This is a genomic window from Enterobacter sp. R-1.6.2, assembly GCF_035064085.1.
Taxonomy (GTDB): Bacteria; Pseudomonadota; Gammaproteobacteria; order Enterobacterales; family Enterobacteriaceae; genus Enterobacter; species Enterobacter asburiae_B.
In genome coordinates, this window is the sequence record NZ_JASEYI010000004.1 from 40,112 (window position 1) to 58,351 (window position 18,240).

An 18,240-nucleotide genomic window follows, 5' to 3' on the forward strand; every position below is an offset into this window, starting at 1 on the left:
GGTGGCTACGACGGGATTCGAACCTGTGACCCCATCATTATGAGTGATGTGCTCTAACCAACTGAGCTACGTAGCCAGTACTGCAATCTTCGATGGCTGGGGTACCTGGATTCGAACCAGGGAATGCCGGTATCAAAAACCGGTGCCTTACCGCTTGGCGATACCCCAATACCGCGGAGAACCGCAAAATCGAAGAAATATGGCTGGGGTACCTGGATTCGAACCAGGGAATGCCGGTATCAAAAACCGGTGCCTTACCGCTTGGCGATACCCCATCCGTGCAACGCTTACCCGGGAATGGTGCGGGAGGCGAGACTTGAACTCGCACACCTTGCGGCGCCAGAACCTAAATCTGGTGCGTCTACCAATTTCGCCACTCCCGCAAAAAAGATGGTGGCTACGACGGGATTCGAACCTGTGACCCCATCATTATGAGTGATGTGCTCTAACCAACTGAGCTACGTAGCCATCTTTTTTCGCGTTACCTTATCGGCGTTGCGGGGCGCATTATGCGTATAGACCCTTGCAGCGTCAACACCTTTTTCAACGAAAATAGCCGGAATGTGACTGTTTGGTTAGGTTGCGAACAGCGTGGCCGAATATTCGGCAATTATTGGTTATTAATCAGATTTAGACGGTGAAATGTGAGGCAAAAAAATCAGGCCCCTGAGGGGCCTGATTGCGATCTGAGTGATTATTTGTAGGCTGACTGGTGAACGCCTACCGCGCGTCCTGACGGATCGTTCATGGATTTGAAAGATTCATCCCATTCAATCGCTTTGGCAGAAGAGCAGGCGACGGACGGGCCACCCGGTACACACTCCGCGGCGCTCGGTACCGGGAACAGCTCTTCAAAAATTTCACGATACAGATAAGCTTCTTTCGAGCCTGGCGTGTTGTACGGGAAGCGGAAGCTCGCGGTTTCCAGCTGTTGGTCAGAAACCTGTTTCGCCGCGACCTCTTTCAGGGTGTCGATCCAGCTATAACCTACGCCATCAGAGAACTGCTCTTTCTGACGCCATGCCACGCTCGCCGGCAGGTAGGATTCAAAACACTCGCGCAGAATATGTTTTTCCATTTTGCCGTTGCCGCACATCTTGTCCTGCGGGTTGATGCGCATCGCGACGTCGAGGAATTTCTTATCCAGGAACGGCACGCGCGCTTCCACGCCCCAGGCCGACATCGCTTTGTTGGCACGCGCACAGTCGAACATGTGCAGCGCCTGCAGCTTACGCACGGTCTCTTCGTGCAGCTCTTTGGCGTTCGGCGCTTTGTGGAAGTACAGGTAGCCGCCAAACACTTCGTCAGAACCTTCACCGGAGAGCACCATCTTGATGCCCATCGCTTTGATCTTGCGCGACATCAGGTACATCGGCGTTGAGGCGCGGATGGTGGTCACGTCATAGGTTTCAATGTGATAGATCACATCGCGGATCGCATCCAGACCTTCCTGCACGGTGAAGTGAATCTCATGGTGCACGGTGCCGAGGTGGTTCGCCACTTCCTGCGCGGCTTTCAGGTCAGGTGCGCCTTCCAGGCCAACGGCAAAAGAGTGCAGCTGTGGCCACCAGGCTTCTGAGCGCTCCTGATCTTCCACGCGACGGGCCGCGAATTTCTTGGTGATCGCGGAGATCACGGAGGAGTCCAGACCGCCGGAGAGCAGCACGCCGTAGGGCACGTCAGACATCAGGTGGCTTTTCACGGAGTCTTCAAGGGCCTGGCGCAGCTCGGCTTTGTCCGTGACGTTGTCTTTTACCGCATCATAGTCGAACCAGTCACGCTGGTAATAGGAGCGGATCTCGCCGTCTTTGCTCCACAGATAGCTGCCCGCCGGGAACTCTTTAATGGTGCGGCATACCGGCACCAGGGCTTTCATTTCAGAGGCCACGTAGAAGTTGCCGTGCTCATCGTGGCCCATATACAGCGGGATAATGCCGATATGGTCACGGCCAATCAGGTAAGCGTCTTTTTCGCTGTCGTACAGGGCGAAGGCGAACATGCCCTGAAGGTCGTCCAGGAACTCGGGCCCTTTCTCCTGATACAGCGCCAGGATCACTTCACAGTCAGAACCGGTCTGGAACGCGTAGCGGTCGCCGTATTCGGCGCGCAGCGCCTGGTGGTTGTAGATTTCACCGTTGACAGCCAGTGCGTGCGTTTTTTTCTCGTTATACAGCGGCTGTGCACCGGCGTTGACGTCAACAATGGACAGACGTTCGTGAGCCAGAATCGCTTTGTCACTGGCGTAAACGCCTGACCAGTCCGGACCGCGATGGCGCATCAGGCGGGACAGTTCGAGTGCCTTTTTACGCAGTTCGCCCGCGTCAGTTTTAATATCCAGTACGCCAAAAATTGAACACATAACCTTCTCCGTTAACCCTGTTGCTTTGTAATGTTGCTTGCTTATGAAAATGCCGCAAAGGGGCAGGGCGCGCAAGCGTTTTACGGGTGAAAACGGAAATAGTGCAATAGTGATTGCGGAATAGTGAAAAAAGAGCACGCCAGAAATTCTTTTATTGATGATTTTGCAATGAAACGTGCTTTTTGTTAGATGAGACTTTATTTTTGTAGGCCATAAATGAAAAACCACGCCCTGAGGCGTGGTTCGGTATCAGATGATGTCGATTTCATCGACGGAGGGGTAAATCCAGCTTGGCCGGAACGGCATCGAATCAATGTCATCAAGTTGAGAGACGCCGGAGAGGACCAGAATCGTCTCCAGACCCGCCTGGAATCCGGCCAGAATATCGGTGCGCAGGTTGTCGCCGACAATAACGGTTTCTTCAGAGTGGGCCTGCATCTTGTTGAGCGCGGCACGAATGATCCACGGGCTCGGTTTACCGACTACAAACGGCTGACGACCTGAGATTTTTTCGATACCGGCGCACAGCGCGCCGCAGGCTGGATAAAAACCACGGCCGTGCGTATCCGGGTTGGTCGCGATAAAGCGCGCACCGCTGGCGACAAAGTATGCTGCCTTATGCATCATCTCCCAGTTGAAGGAGCGCGTTTCGCCGACAATCACAAAGTCCGGGTTCACGTCAGTGATGGTAAAGCCAGCTTTGTACAGCTCGTGTATCAGCGCACCTTCACCCACCACGTAGGCTTTTTTCCCTTCCTGACGCTTCAGAAAATCCGCCGTGGCCATTGCCGAGGTATAAAACACGCTGTCCGGAACGTCGACGCCCGCCGTGGCAAAGCGGTTAGCCAGGTCCTGACCGGTTTGGGAAGGGTAGTTCGTGAGCAGAACCAGAGGCATTCCTTTGTCGATGATGCGGTGAAGAAACTCCGCAGCACCCGGCACGGCAACGTTGTCGTGCATCAGCACGCCGTCGATATCACAAATTACATTCTTAATGGTCATGGACAGTCCGACATCAAAAAAAGAAGGCGTTACTATAAGGTCCGATCAACTTTCCAGCAAATGCTGCAGCAGAATTCCGTTGAGCATGGCGCGTTTGACCAGCGCGAACGCGCCAATCGCCGAGCGATGGTCAAGCTTTGAACGAACCACCGGGAGGTTCTGGCGGAATGCTTTCAGCGCCTGGGTGTTAATACAGCCTTCAATGGCGGGGAGCAGCACCTTTTCCGCCTCCACAATTTCACCGGCGATCACCACTTTCTGGGGGTTAAACAGGTTAATGGCGATGGCGATGGTTTTCCCCAGATGGCGGCCTACCTGCTCAATCACTTCGCAGGCCAGCGCGTCGCCTTTATTGGCGGCTTTGCAGATGGTGCCTATCTTGCAATCGTCCAGCGTGACGCGGCTTTGATAACCCTGTTCAAGGAGATGGCGAACGCGCTGCTCGATGGCCGTGTTGGCGGCAATCGTTTCAAGGCAGCCGAAGTTGCCGCAGTGGCAGCGCTCCCCGAGGGGTTCAACCTGAATGTGGCCGATCTCGCCAACGTTACCGTTGCGACCAATAAAAATACGGCCGTTAGAGATAATACCCGCGCCCGTTCCGCGGTGAACGCGCACCAGAATAGAGTCTTCACAGTCCTGGCTCGCACCAAAGTAGTGCTCTGCCAGCGCCAGAGAGCGAATGTCGTGGCCCACAAAGCAGGTCACCTTAAAACGCTTTTCCAGCGCGTCGACCAGCCCCCAGTTTTCAACCTGAATGTGCGGCATATAGCGGATCACGCCGCTTTCCGGGTCGACCAGTCCTGGCAGAATCACGGAGATGGCAATGAGTTCACGGATCTTGCGCTGACAGCTTTCAATAAACTGCGCAATGGTATTCAGCAGCGCATGCTCAAGCGTCTCCTGAGTGCGCTCCGGAAGAGGGTAGTGCTCTTCCGCAATCGCTTTACTGCTCAGATCGTACAGCGTGAGCGTGGTGTCATGACGGCCCAGACGGACGCCAATGGCCTGAAAATTGCGGGTTTCGGTAATAATGGAGATGGCGCGGCGGCCCCCGGTGGAGGCCTGCTGATCGACTTCTTTGATCAGACCGCGCTCAATGAGCTGGCGGGTAATTTTTGTCACGCTGGCGGGAGCAAGCTGGCTCTGTTCGGCTATCTGAATTCGCGAGATTGGTCCGTGCTGGTCAATCAGGCGGTATACCGCCGCACTGTTAAGTTGTTTAACGAGATCGACATTACCGATTTGAGCTTGTCCGCCAGGTGTCATACTTTTACTTACTCAGTGACGACCTCGTTACCATTAACGATGGTCTTAATAATTTTATAATCGTGTGTGAATGCCGTCAGGTTTGCAACCATACCTGGTGCAATTTCGCCGAGCTGTTTATCCACGCCCATTGCGCGCGCCGGATAAAGGGTGGCCATACGCAGGACTTCATCAAGCGCAATCCCGCAATGTTCAACCAGGTTACGCACCCCTTCAATCATGGTTAAAGAGGAACCGCTCAGCGTACCGTTTTCATCCACACACAGTCCATTGCGGTAGTATATTGTTTTACCGGCAAAAATGAACTGCTCAATATTTGCACCTGCCGGTGCGGTGGCATCCGTCACCAGACAAAGCTTGTCACCTTTCAGCCGCTTAGCGTTGCGAATGTTGGTGTAATCGACGTGTAAGCCGTCAGCAATAATGCCGCAGTAAACGTCTGGCTCATCCAGAATCGCCCCGACCAGACCCGGTTCACGGCCTGTGATATACGGCATAGCGTTGTAAAGGTGCGTCGCGAAAGTAATGCCCGCGCGGAAACCGGCTTTCGCTTCTTTCAGCGTCGCGTTTGAGTGGCCTGCTGAAACGATAATCCCGGCACCAGCCAGTTTGCTGATGACATCCGTACCCGTCATTTCAGGCGCCAGCGTCACTTTGGCGATCACATCGGCGTTCGCACACATGTAGTCAACCAGCTCCGCATCAGGTTTACGCACGTAATTCGGGTTATGCGTTCCTTTCTTGACCATATTCAGCCATGGCCCTTCAAGGTGCAGACCCAGCGCCTGGTTAGGGTGTTTGGCCAGGTATTCGCGCATCACGCGGATACCCTGCTTCATGAGGTCATCACTGCTGGTGATGAGCGTTGGCAGATAGCTGGTGCAGCCCGATTTCTCGTTGGCTTTCTGCATGATCTCCAGCGTTTCGACCGTCACCGCATCCGCAGTGTCATTGAATTGCACACCGCCGCAGCCGTTGAGCTGTACGTCGATGAAACCGGGGGAGATTACTGCTCCATTGAGTGAGCGCTGTTCAATCTCCGGCGGCAGTTCTGCCAGCGGACAAACACGTTCAATCAGACCATCAGCGATAACAATCGCATGGTCATCCAGAATTTCATGGCCGGTATAAATCCGACCGTGGGTTAAAGCGTACATAACGACCCCCGGTTAAAAAAAGCGGCCGCCTCTTGATGAAGAGGCGGTTATTCAATTACAGACCTTTGATGTTCTCAGCTTCTAACTCGTTGAAGTATTTCAGCGTTTTAACCTTCAGCTCCATCGTGGACGGTTCGTCGCAGACGATGACTGATTTCGGATGCAGCTGCAGGCAGCTGATGGTCCACATATGGTTAACGTTGCCTTCAACGGCTGCCTGGAGCGCTTGCGCTTTCACGCCGCCCAGCACCAGAATCATCACTTCTTCGGCATCCAGCAGGGTGCCTACGCCTACGGTCAGGGCGTATTTTGGAACCTGGTTAACATCGCCGTCAAAGAAGCGGGAGTTTGCCACGCGCGTGTCATGGGTCAGCGTTTTAATACGGGTGCGGGAAGCCAGAGATGACGCCGGTTCGTTAAACGCGATATGACCATCATTACCTACACCACCCATGAACAGGTGGATCTTACCGTAAGAACGGATTTTTTCTTCATACTGACGGCATTCTGCGTCAATATCAGGCGCGTTTCCATTCAGCAGGTTAATATTTTCAGATGGAATATCAACGTGATCAAAGAAATTGCGGTGCATAAAGCTATGGTAGCTTTCCGGGTGGTCTTTCGGTAAGCCAACGTATTCATCCATATTGAAGGTCACAACATGTTTAAAGCTAACCTGGCCTGCTTTATGCATTTCAACCAGCGCCTTATAGGCGGTCAGCGGCGTGCCGCCTGTCGGAAGTCCAAGAACGAAAGGACGATCGGCGGTCGGTTTAAAGGCGTTAATACGGTTAACGATATGGCGAGCGGCCCATTTACCGACTTGTTCAGCAGTTGCCAGGGGAATCAGTCTCATTGTTCACCTCAAGAGTTAAAGTAGAAGAGTGGGCGGATGGCTATCGGAACCTGATACTTAAGCGTAACCTGGAAACTTTCAGGCCGGATCAATCCGTCTTGATTTTTTGAATGATAAAATAAGTTTTCGCTGTTAGCCAGTATAAGGGAGGGTAAATAACGATATTTGGTGACAAAAATCACAAAAAGTACGCGTTTAATTTGCGATACGAATTAATTTTTCACACACTCACAATGCCAGTGAAGCATCAACTGTATCTATAGTTCGTGACACAATAAAAAACAGAGCTGAGAACATGCCTTAAACGGGGTCTCATAGGGGGAAGAAAGTGAGTATTCTAGGTTATTTACAAAAGGTTGGCCGCGCGCTTATGGTGCCGGTCGCCACGCTGCCTGCCGCAGCCATCCTGATGGGTGTCGGCTACTGGATCGACCCCAACGGCTGGGGTAATACCAGCGCGCTGGCGGCGTTCTTTATCAAGTCAGGTTCCGCCATTATCGACAACATGTCCGTGTTGTTCGCGATTGGTGTGGCTTACGGTATGTCCAAAGACAAAGACGGTGCCGCTGCGCTGACCGGTTTTGTCGGTTTCCTCGTGTTAACCACCCTCTGCTCGCCTGCAGCGGTGGCCATGATCCAAAAAATTCCGGCGGACCAGGTTCCGGCGGCGTTCGGTAAGATCAGCAACCAGTTTGTCGGTATCCTTGTGGGTATCATCTCCGCCGAACTGTATAACCGCTTCAGCAGCGTAGAGCTGCCAAAAGCACTCTCCTTCTTTAGCGGTCGCCGCCTGGTTCCTATCCTGACCTCGTTTGTGATGATCGTTGTTGCGTTCATCATGATGTACGTCTGGCCGATGATCTTCGACGGTCTGGTGAACTTCGGTGAGCACATCCAGAAGCTGGGTTCTGTCGGTGCGGGCGTGTACGCGTTCTTCAACCGTCTGCTGATCCCGGTCGGTCTGCACCATGCGCTGAACTCCGTATTCTGGTTCGACGTTGCCGGTATTAACGATATCCCTAACTTCCTGGGTGGCGCACAATCCATCGAAGCAGGTAAAGCGGTTGTCGGTATCACCGGTCGTTACCAGGCGGGCTTCTTCCCGATCATGATGTTTGGTTTGCCGGGTGCTGCGCTGGCTATCTACCACTGCGCGCGTCCAGAGAACAAAGCGAAAGTGCTGGGTATCATGATGGCGGGGGCGTTCGCGGCCTTCTTCACCGGTATCACCGAGCCGCTGGAGTTCTCCTTCATGTTCGTGGCGCCGGTTCTGTATGTGATCCACGCCGTGCTGACCGGTATCTCCGTGTTCATCGCTGCCAGCATGCACTGGATTGCCGGTTTCGGCTTCAGCGCCGGTCTGGTGGATATGGTGCTGTCGTCCCGTAACCCGCTGGCGACCCACTGGTGGATGCTGATCCCGCAAGGTCTGGTGTTCTTCGCGATCTACTACATGGTGTTCCGTTTCACTATCACCAAATTCAACCTGATGACCCCGGGTCGTGAACTGGCCGTGGCCGGTAGCGAAGCGGATGGTCAGGATGTGAACGTGAGCGGTGCTCAGGATCAGGACGTTTCAGGCCTGGCGCGTCAGTACATCGCCGCTGTTGGCGGTTCTGACAACCTGACCGGTATCGACGCCTGTATCACTCGTCTGCGTCTGAACGTCAAAGACTCTTCCCTGGTGAACGAAGCGCTGGCTAAACGTCTGGGTGCTTCCGGTGTTATTCGCCTGAACAAAACCAGCGTGCAGATTATCGTTGGCTTCGTGGCAGAGAAAATTGCTAACGCCATGAAAACCACCGGTCCGGTAGCCGCAGCAGACGCTTCTGCCGCCCCCGCCGCCGCGCCAGCGGCTGCAAAACCGCAGGCGGTACCGAACGCCAAAACGGTAGCCGCGCTGGTTTCACCGGTAACCGGTGAAGTCGTTGCGATTGAGCAGGTGCCTGATGAAGCCTTCGCCAGCAAAGCGGTTGGTGACGGTGTGGCGGTGAAACCAACGGAAAAAACCGTTGTGTCTCCGGCGGCCGGTACCATCGTGAAAATCTTCAACACCAACCACGCGTTCTGCCTCGAAACCGAAAATGGCGCGGAGATCGTTGTCCATATGGGTATCGATACCGTTGCGCTGAACGGTCAGGGCTTTACTCGCCTGGTGGAAGAGGGCGCTGAAGTGGTGGCCGGGCAGCCGATTCTGGAAATGGATCTGGACTTCCTGAACGCCAACGCGCGCTCAATGATAAGCCCGGTCGTTTGCAGCAACATCGATGACTTCAGTGGCCTGGTCATTCAGGCGAAAGGTCAGGTTGTTGCGGGTCAAACACCGCTGTATGAGATTAAAGGCAAGTAATCGCTCCTGAGTAGAGTCATGCCTTAAGCGGCGGGGGATATCCTCCGCCGCTTTTTTTTGCAGCAAACGCCCCCATTATTTTCTTCAGAGACGTTTTAAGGGTTGTCACTACGTCCGGCTTATAAGATCATATGCCGTTATACGTTGTTTACGCTTTGAGGAATCCACGATGAGTGAGGCAGAAGCCCGCCCGAGTAACTTTATTCGTCAGATCATCGATGAAGATCTGGCCAGTGGTAAGCACACCACAGTTCATACCCGTTTCCCGCCGGAGCCGAACGGCTACCTGCATATCGGGCATGCGAAGTCCATCTGCCTGAACTTTGGCATTGCACAAGACTACCAGGGACAGTGCAACCTGCGTTTCGATGACACCAATCCAGTAAAAGAAGACATCGAATACGTTGAGTCCATCAAGAATGACGTGCAATGGCTGGGCTTCAACTGGTCTGGCGATATCTGCTACTCCTCTGACTATTTTGATCAGCTGTACGCCTACGCGGTTGAACTGATCAACAAGGGTCTGGCGTATGTTGACGAACTGTCTGCTGATGAAATCCGTGAATATCGCGGTACGCTGACCGCCCCGGGCAAAAACAGCCCGTTCCGCGATCGCAGCGTGGAAGAGAACCTTGCGCTGTTTGAAAAAATGCGTGCCGGTGGCTTCGAAGAAGGCAAAGCGTGCCTGCGTGCCAAAATCGACATGGCGTCTCCGTTCATCGTGATGCGCGATCCGGTGCTGTACCGCATCAAGTTCGCGGAACACCATCAGACCGGCAACAAGTGGTGCATCTACCCGATGTACGACTTTACCCACTGCATCAGCGATGCGCTGGAAGGCATTACGCACTCCCTGTGTACGCTGGAGTTTCAGGACAACCGTCGTCTGTACGACTGGGTTCTGGACAACATCACCATTCCTGTACATCCGCGCCAGTACGAGTTCTCTCGTCTGAATCTGGAATACACCGTGATGTCCAAGCGTAAGCTGAACCTGCTGGTGACCGACAAGCACGTTGAAGGCTGGGATGACCCACGTATGCCAACCATCTCTGGTCTGCGCCGTCGTGGTTACACTGCCGCCTCTATTCGTGAGTTCTGCAAACGCATCGGCGTGACCAAGCAGGACAACACCATAGAGATGGCCTCCCTTGAATCCTGCATTCGCGAAGATCTCAACGAAAACGCCCCGCGCGCGATGGCCGTTATCGACCCGGTGAAGCTGGTTATCGAAAACTATCCGCAGGGTGAAAGCGAGCTGGTCTCCATGCCTAACCATCCGAACAAACCGGAAATGGGTAGCCGTGACGTGCCGTTCAGCGGTGACATCTGGATTGACCGCGCTGACTTCCGCGAAGAAGCCAACAAGCAGTACAAGCGTCTGGTGCTGGGTAAAGAAGTGCGTCTGCGTAATGCCTACGTCATCAAAGCCGAGCGCGTAGAGAAAGATGCTGAAGGGAATATCACCACCATCTTCTGTTCTTATGACGCTGAAACGCTGAGCAAAGATCCGGCGGATGGCCGCAAGGTGAAAGGCGTGATTCACTGGGTGAGCGCTTCCCACGCGCTGCCGGTAGAAATTCGTCTGTACGATCGTCTGTTCAGCGTGCCTAACCCAGGTGCAGCGGAAGACTTCCTGGCGACCATCAACCCGGAATCTCTGGTGATCAAGCAGGGTTATGCGGAGCCTTCTCTGAAAGCCGCTGAAGCGGGCAAAGCGTTCCAGTTCGAACGTGAAGGTTACTTCTGCCTGGACAGCCGTTACAGCACGGCGGAAAAACCGGTATTCAACCGTACCGTAGGCCTGCGTGATACCTGGACGAAGATCGGCGAATAATATTGCTGGTCTGGTCAATGAGAGACAAACGCCGCACTATGCGGCGTTTTTTTATTTTACGATCAGGGTATTAAGCCAGGGCCTAAAAAGGCGTCATAAAAATATCAGGTCAATGAGGTGCTACTTATTTTTCAAAAAAAAGTTTGTATCATTGCGGAAATTAAAAAGGTTATAAAAAAGGAAAGAATTCTCACGTCTAGCTACTGAAATACTTGATAATTCCCCGCCATTCCTCGTCTCCTCACAAATGTTACAAAGCGCTACCAATTATGTGCACTTCGTCATAGTCCTGACTTTTGTCCGCTAAAAAGCATTGATAATTCGCGTCGCGAAAAATAACCTAAAGACGGTAGTTAATTCGAGGGTATTTAAAGCTACCCCTGACCATTTGGTCTTTTTTATTTACGCCGCTTCAGGCGTTTTAATTCGTCAAAGAGGAATAATCTATGCGTACGTTCAGTGGCAAACGTAGTGCGCTGGCGCTGGCTATTGCCGGTGTGACAGCAATGTCGGGCCTGGTGGTGACACCAGAGGCGAAAGCGGCGGGCTTTATCGATGATTCTACCCTCACGGGCGGTATTTATTACTGGCAGCGTGAACGTGACCGTAAAGACGTCACCGAAGACAAATACAAAACCAACCTTTCTCACTCCACCTGGAACGCCAACCTGGACTTCCAGTCAGGCTATGCCGCGGATATGTTCGGTCTGGATATTGCTGCGTTTACCGCGATTGAAATGGCGGAAAACGGCGACAGCGCCCACCCGAACGAAATTGCCTTCTCCTCCAGCAACAAAGCCTATAAAGAAGACTGGTCCGGGGATAAGAGCGGTATCAGCCTTTACAAAGCCGCTGCAAAATTTAAATACGGTCCGGTTTGGGCGCGCGGTGGTTATATTCAGCCAACTGGCCAGACTCTGTTAGCACCGCACTGGAGCTTTATGCCGGGTACCTATCAGGGTGCCGAAGCCGGGGCGAACTTTGACTACGGTGATGCGGGTGCGTTGAGCTTCTCCTATATGTGGACCAACGAGTACAAAGCACCGTGGCACATCGAAATGGACAAGTTCTACCAGAACGATAAAAAAACCAAAGTCGATTACCTGCACTCGCTGGGCGCGAAGTACGACTTCAAAAACGATCTGGTGCTTGAAGCGGCATTCGGTCAGGCACAAGGCTATGTCGATCAGTATTTTGCCAAGGCCAGCTATAAATTCGATGTCGCGGGTAGCCCGTTGAGCACCAGCTACCAGTTCTACGGTACGCGCGACAAGGTCAGCAACGGTGGCGTCAACGACATTTATGACGGCACCGCGTGGCTGCAGGCGTTAACCTTCGGCTACAAGGTCGGTCAGGTTGATTTGCGTCTGGAAGGCACATGGGTGAAGGCGGAAGGGCAGCAGGGCTACTTCCTGCAGCGTATGACCCCGACCTACGCCTCCTCCAACGGTCGTCTTGATATCTGGTGGGATAACCGCTCAGACTTCAACGCCGACGGCGAGAAGGCGGTCTTCTTCGGCGCAATGTATGACCTGAAAAACTGGAACCTGCCTGGCTGGGCGGTGGGCGCTTCTTACGCTTACGCCTGGGACGCAAAACCTGCCGATATGGCCACGCCGGACGCATACTACGATCCCAACTATCGCCTGAAAGAGTCTTCCTACAGCCTTGATGCTATCTATACCCTGCAGGATGGCCGTGCGAAAGGCACGATGTTCAAACTGCACTTCACCCAGTATGACAACCACTCCGATATCCCGAGCTATGCGGGCGGTTACGGCAACATCTTCCAGGATGAGCGTGACGTGAAATTCATGGTTATTGCCCCATTCACCATCTTCTGATGAACGCACCGGCGGGCTGAGTCCCGCCGGCATGGAGACTGCACATGATGAAAAAAATCGTAATCGTCGCGTTGCTGGCATCAGGGCTGGTGGCGTGTGCTCAGACGCAGGCGCCGAAAGAGGACACCCGTCTGAAGGAGGCGTATAGCGCCTGCATTAATACTGCGGAAGGTTCGCCGGAAAAGATTGAAGCCTGTCAGAGCGTGCTGAACGTGCTGAAGAAAGAGAAAGCGCACGAGCAGTTCGCGACGCAGGAGAACATCCGCGTGATGGATTACCAGGCCTGCATTCAGGCGCGTAAAACCGGTAACGATCAGGAAGTGGCGAAGCGTTGCGATAAGATCTGGAACGAGATACGCAACAACAATAAATAAGTTGCTTTACGCCCGGTGGCGCTGCGCTTACCGGGCCTACAAAGGTGTCATAGCCCGTAGGCCCGGTAAGCGCAGCGCCACCGGGCTTTTTTCAGGCAAAAAAAAGCCAACCTTGCGGCTGGCTCAGAGTATGAATCTTATTATTTCGCGTCGTGCGCGTGGTCGTCTTCGCGGCAGTCGCCTTCAGCGCAGTGACCGTAAAGGTACAGGCTGTGGTTCGTCAGGCGGATGCCATGACGCGCCGCGATTTCACGCTGGCGCGCTTCGATGGAATCATCGCTGAATTCAATGACCTTGCCGCAATCGAGGCAGATCAGGTGATCGTGGTGCTGCTGCTGGGTCAGTTCGAAAACGGATTTACCGCCTTCGAAATTATGACGGGTAACAATGCCCGCGTCATCAAACTGGTTCAGCACGCGATAGACGGTAGCCAGCCCAATCTCTTCACCCATGTCGATAAGACGTTTATAAAGGTCTTCCGCACTGACATGGTGATTGTCTGGACCCTGAAGCACTTCAAGGATTTTTAACCGAGGAAGCGTAACTTTCAGGCCAGCCTTCTTTAATGCGGTATTGTTGTCAGTCATGCGGAATCTGTCCTGTTGCTAAACGATTCACTTCTGTAGGAAGTGACAGAAAATGCACCCGGGATAATGCGTCTCATTATAGAACTGCCATGGCTAAATGAAAACTGCAAGTCTCAGGCAAAATATGCTTATAAAAACGTGGTATCACCAACAAACTTGCTCAATGGAAAACCACGTTTTATCAGGGAGACATTGTACAGGTCTGGGCGAAAAAGTTAAAAGATTGTAGCGATTAATTTAATCGGTTTGACCTGGAGCATGGGCGCAACCGCAGCTGCGCCGCGATAAAATCAGGCGTTCAGAATATCATCCAGGTGCAGTTCTTCACGGATCTGCTTCACCCACTTCTCAACGCGCTCTGCGGTCAGTTCTGGCTGACGGTCTTCGTCGATGGCCAGACCCACGAAGTGATCGTCATCGGCCAGGCCTTTAGACGCTTCGAAGTGGTAACCGGCGGTCGGCCAGTGGCCGACGATAACCGCGCCGTTCGGCTCAATGATATCGCGGATGGTGCCCAGCGCGTCACAGAAGTATTCGGCGTAGTCTTCCTGATCGCCACAGCCAAACAGGGCGACCAGCTTACCGTTGAAGTCCACTTCTTCCAGCGTTGGGAAGAAATCATCCCAGTCGCACTGGGCTTCACCGTAGTACCAGGTTGGGATACCCAGCAGCAGAATGTCATAGCCCTCCAGATCTTCTTTGCTGCTCTTGGCGATGTCATGCACATCAGCAACGTCTTTACCGAGCTGTTTTTGAATGTTTTTTGCGATATTTTCGGTATTGCCGGTATCACTGCCAAAGAAAATGCCGATGATTGCCATGAGTAAAATAACCTCTTGAAACTTAATAGTATGGTGGCGCAATTCGGCCACGGATAAGGGCAATAATAGCAGAACTGGCAACCCTGCGGAAACAGCTATCGCGCAGGACTGCACTCTGTGCTACATGAAAAGGGTGAGAAAGGGGATTTTCAGACTTATGCCTGGCTGCGTAACGTCTCAAGCTGGACGAGCAACATCTCTTCAATGAGCTCGCTGCGGCTGATATTTCGCGCGTCAGCCAGCTCGTTCAGCGCGTCGACGGCGTCGGCGTTAAGCTTCAGTTCGACACGCTTAAGCCCACGATTTTTATCGCGTTTAAGCTGGTTGCGTTTATTGATACGCAGCTGTTCATCGCGCGAAAGCGGATTCGTCTTGGGTCGTCCCGGGCGACGCTCATTCGCGAACAGATCTAGTGTCGTACGGTCCGTTTGTTCTTTGGCCATGATTCTGAGACTTCGGGGGAAACACGCCGCCCTGCTAATGCCCGGGCGATAAGCGCGCCATCATACATCACCAAAAACGGCACGCCAACGACTGGAAGCCCGCAGCCTTCCAGTCGCTTTCTTTTTAATCAATTTGCAGTATCAGCAAGATAGCGGCGAATGGCGCGCAGCACAGCATCCGGTTTTTCCGCATGCACCCAGTGCCCGGCACCGGCAATCACGTGGGCGCGAGCCTGCGGGAATTGGGCCAGCAGCGTGTCGCGGTACGCGTCGGTAACGTAAGGTGAGTTTCCGCCGCGAATAAAGAGAGTAGGGTGTGGCCAGGCGGGGACGGTTTCCCAGCCCACGATGTTATTGTACTGCTCCCAGAGCACCGGCACTTTAAAACGCCATTGGCCGTCAACAAATGACTTCAGCAGGAACTGCACGACGCCTTCTTCATCAAGATGCTCACGCATGACGGCAGCCGCCTGTTGGCGCGTCGCGACACCCGCTTCTGTGACCGCATTGATGGCGGCAAAAATCTCGTCGTGACGGCGGACGTCATAATCCACGGGCGCGACGTCAATCACCACCAGGCCGCTAATACGGTCCGGGGCCAGTGCCGTCAGGGCCATCACCGCTTTGCCACCCATTGAATGCCCGATGAGGGTCACCTTTTGCAGGTCGTGGGCATCCAGCGTATCCAGCAGATCCTGCGCCATCGCCGCGTAGGTCATCTCGTCGGAACGTCCGGAAAGACCGTGATTGCGCATATCGACCTGTAAAATATCGTGGTCGCTAACCAGATCGCGCGCCAGCACGCCCAGATTATCCAGACTGCCAAAAAGCCCGTGAACCAGTACGATGGGAGAATTATTGTTCGGCGATTGTGCAGTTTGCGCTCGGGTATTCAATTTCATGGCAAAGTTCTTTTTTTACGTATGTCAGGTTAGGGTATCATGTTGACCATTCTGCCGCCCGGCTGCAAGGTTCCAGTTTAATCTGACTTTTGCGGCCAACCTGGTTTGACGCTATCCGCTGTTGGGATTTGACCTTATAATCCCAATGACTTGTATTCAGATAAGATATCGCACTGGATTAAGATGAAAACAATCGAAGTTGATGACGAACTCTATCAGTATATTGCCAGCCAGACGCGGCATATCGGGGAGAGCGCGTCCGACATTTTACGGCGCATGCTTAAAATTTCCGCCGCTTCACAGCCTGCTACCCCAGTCACCAAAGATGTCGTGTCTCAGCCGAGCGTTGTTGCACAAGCAAAACCTGCCGTGACGCCGGCAAAAGATAAAGTGCGCGCGATGCGCGAGCTGCTGCTCTCCGATGAATACGCGGAGCAGAAAAAGGCGGTTAACCGCTTTATGCTGGTGCTGTCTACACTTTACTCACTGGATAACAAAGCGTTTGCTGAAGCGACCGAGTCGCTTCACGGCCGTACTCGCGTCTATTTCGCGGGCGACGAGCAGACGTTGCTGCAAAATGGCAATCAAACCAAACCCAAACATGTTCCTGGCACCCCGTACTGGGTGATCACCAATACCAATACGGGCCGCAAGTGCAGCATGATTGAACACATCATGCAGTCCATGCAGTTCCCGGCGGAATTGATTGAAAAGGTTTGCGGTACAATTTAACCCTTGCATCAGAAGGACCCGGTAATGGCAAATCACAGCCGTGCAGGCCAACCTGCACAACAAAGCGATTTGATTAACGTCGCTCAGCTGACCGCGCAGTATTACGTGCTGAAACCGGTCGTGGGCAACGCAGAACACGCAGTGAAGTTTGGTACATCTGGTCACCGCGGCAGCGCGGCGCGCCACAGCTTTAACGAACCGCATATTCTGGCCATTGCTCAGGCCATTGCGGAAGAGCGCGCTAAAAACGGCGTTACCGGTCCGTGCTACGTGGGGAAAGATACCCATGCCCTGTCTGAACCCGCGTTCATCTCTGTTGTGGAAGTGCTGGCGGCAAACGGCGTCGATGTGATTGTTCAGGAGAACAATGGCTTCACCCCAACGCCTGCGGTCTCTAACGCCATCCTGGTGCACAACAAAAAAGGTGGCGCGCTGGCGGACGGTATCGTTATCACGCCATCCCACAACCCGCCGGAAGACGGTGGTATCAAATACAACCCGCCTAACGGTGGCCCGGCCGACACTAACGTCACCAAAGTGGTGGAAGATCGTGCGAACGCGCTGCTGGCTGACGGTCTGAAAGGCGTGAAGCGTATTTCTCTGGATGCTGCCATGGCGTCCGGTCACGTGAAAGAGCAGGATCTGGTTCAGCCGTTCGTGGAAGGGCTGGCGGATATCGTCGATATGGCGGCCATCCAGAAAGCCGGCCTGAAGCTGGGCGTGGATCCGCTGGGCGGCTCCGGTATCGAATACTGGAAACGTATCGCCGAGCACTACAAGCTGGATCTGACCATCGTGAACGATCACGTCGATCAGACCTTCCGCTTTATGCATCTGGATAAAGACGGCGCGATCCGTATGGACTGCTCCTCCGAGTGCGCGATGGCGGGCCTGCTGGCGCTGCGTGATAAATTCGATCTGGCGTTTGCTAACGATCCGGATTATGACCGTCACGGTATCGTCACCCCTGCCGGGCTGATGAACCCGAACCACTATCTGGCTGTTGCAATTAACTATCTGTTCCAGCACCGCCCGCAGTGGGGCAAAGAGGTGGCCGTCGGTAAAACGCTGGTTTCCTCCGCGATGATCGACCGCGTGGTCGAGGCGCTGGGCCGCAAGCTGGTGGAAGTGCCGGTCGGCTTCAAATGGTTCGTTGACGGTCTGCACGACGGCAGCTTCGGCTTCGGCGGTGAAGAGAGCGCGGGCGCATCTTTCCTGCGTTTCGACGGCACGCCATGGTCAACCGATAAAGATGGCATCATCATGTGCCTGCTGGCGGCGGAGATCACCGCGGTCACCGGTAAAAACCCGCAGGAACACTACAACGACCTGGCGGCACGCTTTGGTGCACCAAGCTATAACCGTATTCAGGCGAGCGCGACGTCAGCCCAGAAAGCGGCCCTGTCCAAACTCTCTCCGGAGATGGTCAGCGCAAGCACCCTGGCGGGCGATCCGATCACCGCGCGTTTGACGGCTGCACCGGGCAACGGCGCATCCATTGGTGGTCTGAAAGTGATGACTGAGAACGGCTGGTTCGCCGCGCGTCCGTCCGGTACGGAAGATGCGTACAAAATCTATTGCGAAAGCTTCCTCGGCGCTGAGCACCGTCAGCAGATTGAGAAAGAAGCGGTAGAGATTGTCAGCGAAGTGCTGAAAAACGCGTAAGTGATGTTCGGGGGAGGGCTGATGCCCTCACCCCAGCCCTCTCCC

The 18,240-nt window shown here is 53.8% G+C and carries 15 protein-coding genes and 5 tRNA genes; 6 read left to right on the plus strand and 14 right to left on the minus strand.

Annotated features, from left to right (window positions below; genetic code table 11):
- Positions 1-2: 2 nt before the first annotated feature.
- The 10 genes from QMN93_RS05840 to nagB all read right to left on the minus strand — a co-directional run bounded on the left by QMN93_RS05840 (position 3) and on the right by nagB (position 6,640).
- Positions 3-76, minus strand: a tRNA-Met gene (locus tag QMN93_RS05840).
- A gap of 17 nt (positions 77-93) precedes the next feature.
- Positions 94-168 (minus strand) — tRNA-Gln (locus QMN93_RS05845).
- A gap of 32 nt (positions 169-200) precedes the next feature.
- Positions 201-275 (minus strand) — tRNA-Gln (locus QMN93_RS05850).
- Positions 276-298: 23 nt separating this feature from the next.
- Positions 299-383, minus strand: a tRNA-Leu gene (locus tag QMN93_RS05855).
- Positions 384-391: 8 nt separating this feature from the next.
- Positions 392-468, minus strand: a tRNA-Met gene (locus QMN93_RS05860).
- 226 nt (positions 469-694) lie between these two features.
- Positions 695-2,359, minus strand: coding sequence for an asparagine synthase B (gene asnB, locus QMN93_RS05865; protein WP_023310762.1), 1,665 nt, complete (start codon positions 2,357-2,359; stop codon positions 695-697).
- Between the two features lie 249 nt (positions 2,360-2,608).
- On the minus strand, positions 2,609-3,361 hold the full coding sequence (gene nagD / locus QMN93_RS05870; RefSeq protein WP_023310763.1) for a ribonucleotide monophosphatase NagD: 753 nt from the start codon (positions 3,359-3,361) through the stop codon (positions 2,609-2,611).
- Between the two features lie 45 nt (positions 3,362-3,406).
- Complete coding sequence (locus tag QMN93_RS05875) at positions 3,407-4,627, minus strand: N-acetylglucosamine repressor (protein ID WP_021242995.1); 1,221 nt, start codon at positions 4,625-4,627, stop codon at positions 3,407-3,409.
- 8 nt (positions 4,628-4,635) lie between these two features.
- Positions 4,636-5,784, minus strand: a complete 1,149-nt coding sequence (gene nagA, locus QMN93_RS05880) for an N-acetylglucosamine-6-phosphate deacetylase (protein ID WP_193138915.1) — start codon at positions 5,782-5,784, stop codon at positions 4,636-4,638.
- Positions 5,785-5,839: 55 nt separating this feature from the next.
- Positions 5,840-6,640 carry a glucosamine-6-phosphate deaminase gene (gene nagB / locus QMN93_RS05885; RefSeq protein ID WP_023310765.1) on the minus strand — a complete coding sequence of 267 codons (801 nt, stop codon included), beginning with the start codon at positions 6,638-6,640 and terminating at the stop codon, positions 5,840-5,842.
- A gap of 328 nt (positions 6,641-6,968) precedes the next feature.
- Here nagB and nagE point away from each other — a divergent pair, with 328 nt between their 5' ends.
- The 4 genes from nagE (at position 6,969) to chiQ (ending at position 13,045) form a co-directional block, all read left to right on the plus strand.
- On the plus strand, positions 6,969-8,990 hold the full coding sequence (gene nagE, locus QMN93_RS05890) for an N-acetylglucosamine-specific PTS transporter subunit IIBC (protein ID WP_193138916.1): 2,022 nt from the start codon (positions 6,969-6,971) through the stop codon (positions 8,988-8,990).
- A gap of 169 nt (positions 8,991-9,159) precedes the next feature.
- On the plus strand, positions 9,160-10,827 hold the full coding sequence (glnS, locus tag QMN93_RS05895) for a glutamine--tRNA ligase (protein WP_029740147.1): 1,668 nt from the start codon (positions 9,160-9,162) through the stop codon (positions 10,825-10,827).
- Between the two features lie 446 nt (positions 10,828-11,273).
- Positions 11,274-12,671, plus strand: a complete 1,398-nt coding sequence (chiP, locus tag QMN93_RS05900; RefSeq protein WP_023310769.1) for a chitoporin — start codon at positions 11,274-11,276, stop codon at positions 12,669-12,671.
- Positions 12,672-12,718: 47 nt separating this feature from the next.
- Complete coding sequence (chiQ, locus tag QMN93_RS05905; protein ID WP_182383956.1) at positions 12,719-13,045, plus strand: ChiQ/YbfN family lipoprotein; 327 nt, start codon at positions 12,719-12,721, stop codon at positions 13,043-13,045.
- Between the two features lie 140 nt (positions 13,046-13,185).
- Here the strand turns inward: chiQ and fur are convergent, their stop codons facing one another.
- From fur to ybfF, 4 genes are all read right to left on the minus strand, one after another.
- On the minus strand, positions 13,186-13,632 hold the full coding sequence (gene fur / locus QMN93_RS05910) for a ferric iron uptake transcriptional regulator (protein WP_014169146.1): 447 nt from the start codon (positions 13,630-13,632) through the stop codon (positions 13,186-13,188).
- Positions 13,633-13,922: 290 nt separating this feature from the next.
- Entirely contained in the window at positions 13,923-14,453 is a 531-nt protein-coding gene (fldA, locus tag QMN93_RS05915; protein WP_008501067.1) for a flavodoxin FldA, read from the minus strand.
- 155 nt (positions 14,454-14,608) lie between these two features.
- Positions 14,609-14,896, minus strand: a complete 288-nt coding sequence (gene ybfE / locus QMN93_RS05920; protein ID WP_028019455.1) for a LexA regulated protein — start codon at positions 14,894-14,896, stop codon at positions 14,609-14,611.
- 128 nt (positions 14,897-15,024) lie between these two features.
- Positions 15,025-15,798 (minus strand): esterase, encoded by a 774-nt coding sequence (gene ybfF / locus QMN93_RS05925; protein WP_193138917.1) that lies wholly within the window; start codon positions 15,796-15,798, stop codon positions 15,025-15,027.
- A gap of 183 nt (positions 15,799-15,981) precedes the next feature.
- Here ybfF and seqA point away from each other — a divergent pair, with 183 nt between their 5' ends.
- Both seqA and pgm read left to right on the plus strand, forming a co-directional pair.
- A complete protein-coding gene (gene seqA, locus QMN93_RS05930) occupies positions 15,982-16,530 on the plus strand; it encodes a replication initiation negative regulator SeqA (RefSeq protein ID WP_008501070.1) in 549 nt (182 codons plus the stop codon).
- Between the two features lie 24 nt (positions 16,531-16,554).
- A complete protein-coding gene (pgm, locus tag QMN93_RS05935) occupies positions 16,555-18,195 on the plus strand; it encodes a phosphoglucomutase (alpha-D-glucose-1,6-bisphosphate-dependent) (RefSeq protein ID WP_032649535.1) in 1,641 nt (546 codons plus the stop codon).
- Positions 18,196-18,240: the final 45 nt, after the last annotated feature.

Excerpts from the sequence above, each read along its gene's own strand:
- asnB (WP_023310762.1), bottom strand. The coding sequence starts at position 2,359 with ATGTGTTCAATTTTTGGCGTACTGGATATTAAAACTGACGCGGGCGAA.
- nagD (WP_023310763.1), bottom strand. The coding sequence starts at position 3,361 with ATGACCATTAAGAATGTAATTTGTGATATCGACGGCGTGCTGATGCAC.
- QMN93_RS05875 (WP_021242995.1), bottom strand. The coding sequence starts at position 4,627 with ATGACACCTGGCGGACAAGCTCAAATCGGTAATGTCGATCTCGTTAAA.
- nagA (WP_193138915.1), bottom strand. The coding sequence starts at position 5,784 with ATGTACGCTTTAACCCACGGTCGGATTTATACCGGCCATGAAATTCTG.
- nagB (WP_023310765.1), bottom strand. The coding sequence starts at position 6,640 with ATGAGACTGATTCCCCTGGCAACTGCTGAACAAGTCGGTAAATGGGCC.
- glnS (WP_029740147.1), top strand. The coding sequence starts at position 9,160 with ATGAGTGAGGCAGAAGCCCGCCCGAGTAACTTTATTCGTCAGATCATC.
- chiP (WP_023310769.1), top strand. The coding sequence starts at position 11,274 with ATGCGTACGTTCAGTGGCAAACGTAGTGCGCTGGCGCTGGCTATTGCC.
- chiQ (WP_182383956.1), top strand. The coding sequence starts at position 12,719 with ATGAAAAAAATCGTAATCGTCGCGTTGCTGGCATCAGGGCTGGTGGCG.
- fur (WP_014169146.1), bottom strand. The coding sequence starts at position 13,632 with ATGACTGACAACAATACCGCATTAAAGAAGGCTGGCCTGAAAGTTACG.
- fldA (WP_008501067.1), bottom strand. The coding sequence starts at position 14,453 with ATGGCAATCATCGGCATTTTCTTTGGCAGTGATACCGGCAATACCGAA.
- ybfE (WP_028019455.1), bottom strand. The coding sequence starts at position 14,896 with ATGGCCAAAGAACAAACGGACCGTACGACACTAGATCTGTTCGCGAAT.
- ybfF (WP_193138917.1), bottom strand. The coding sequence starts at position 15,798 with ATGAAATTGAATACCCGAGCGCAAACTGCACAATCGCCGAACAATAAT.
- seqA (WP_008501070.1), top strand. The coding sequence starts at position 15,982 with ATGAAAACAATCGAAGTTGATGACGAACTCTATCAGTATATTGCCAGC.
- pgm (WP_032649535.1), top strand. The coding sequence starts at position 16,555 with ATGGCAAATCACAGCCGTGCAGGCCAACCTGCACAACAAAGCGATTTG.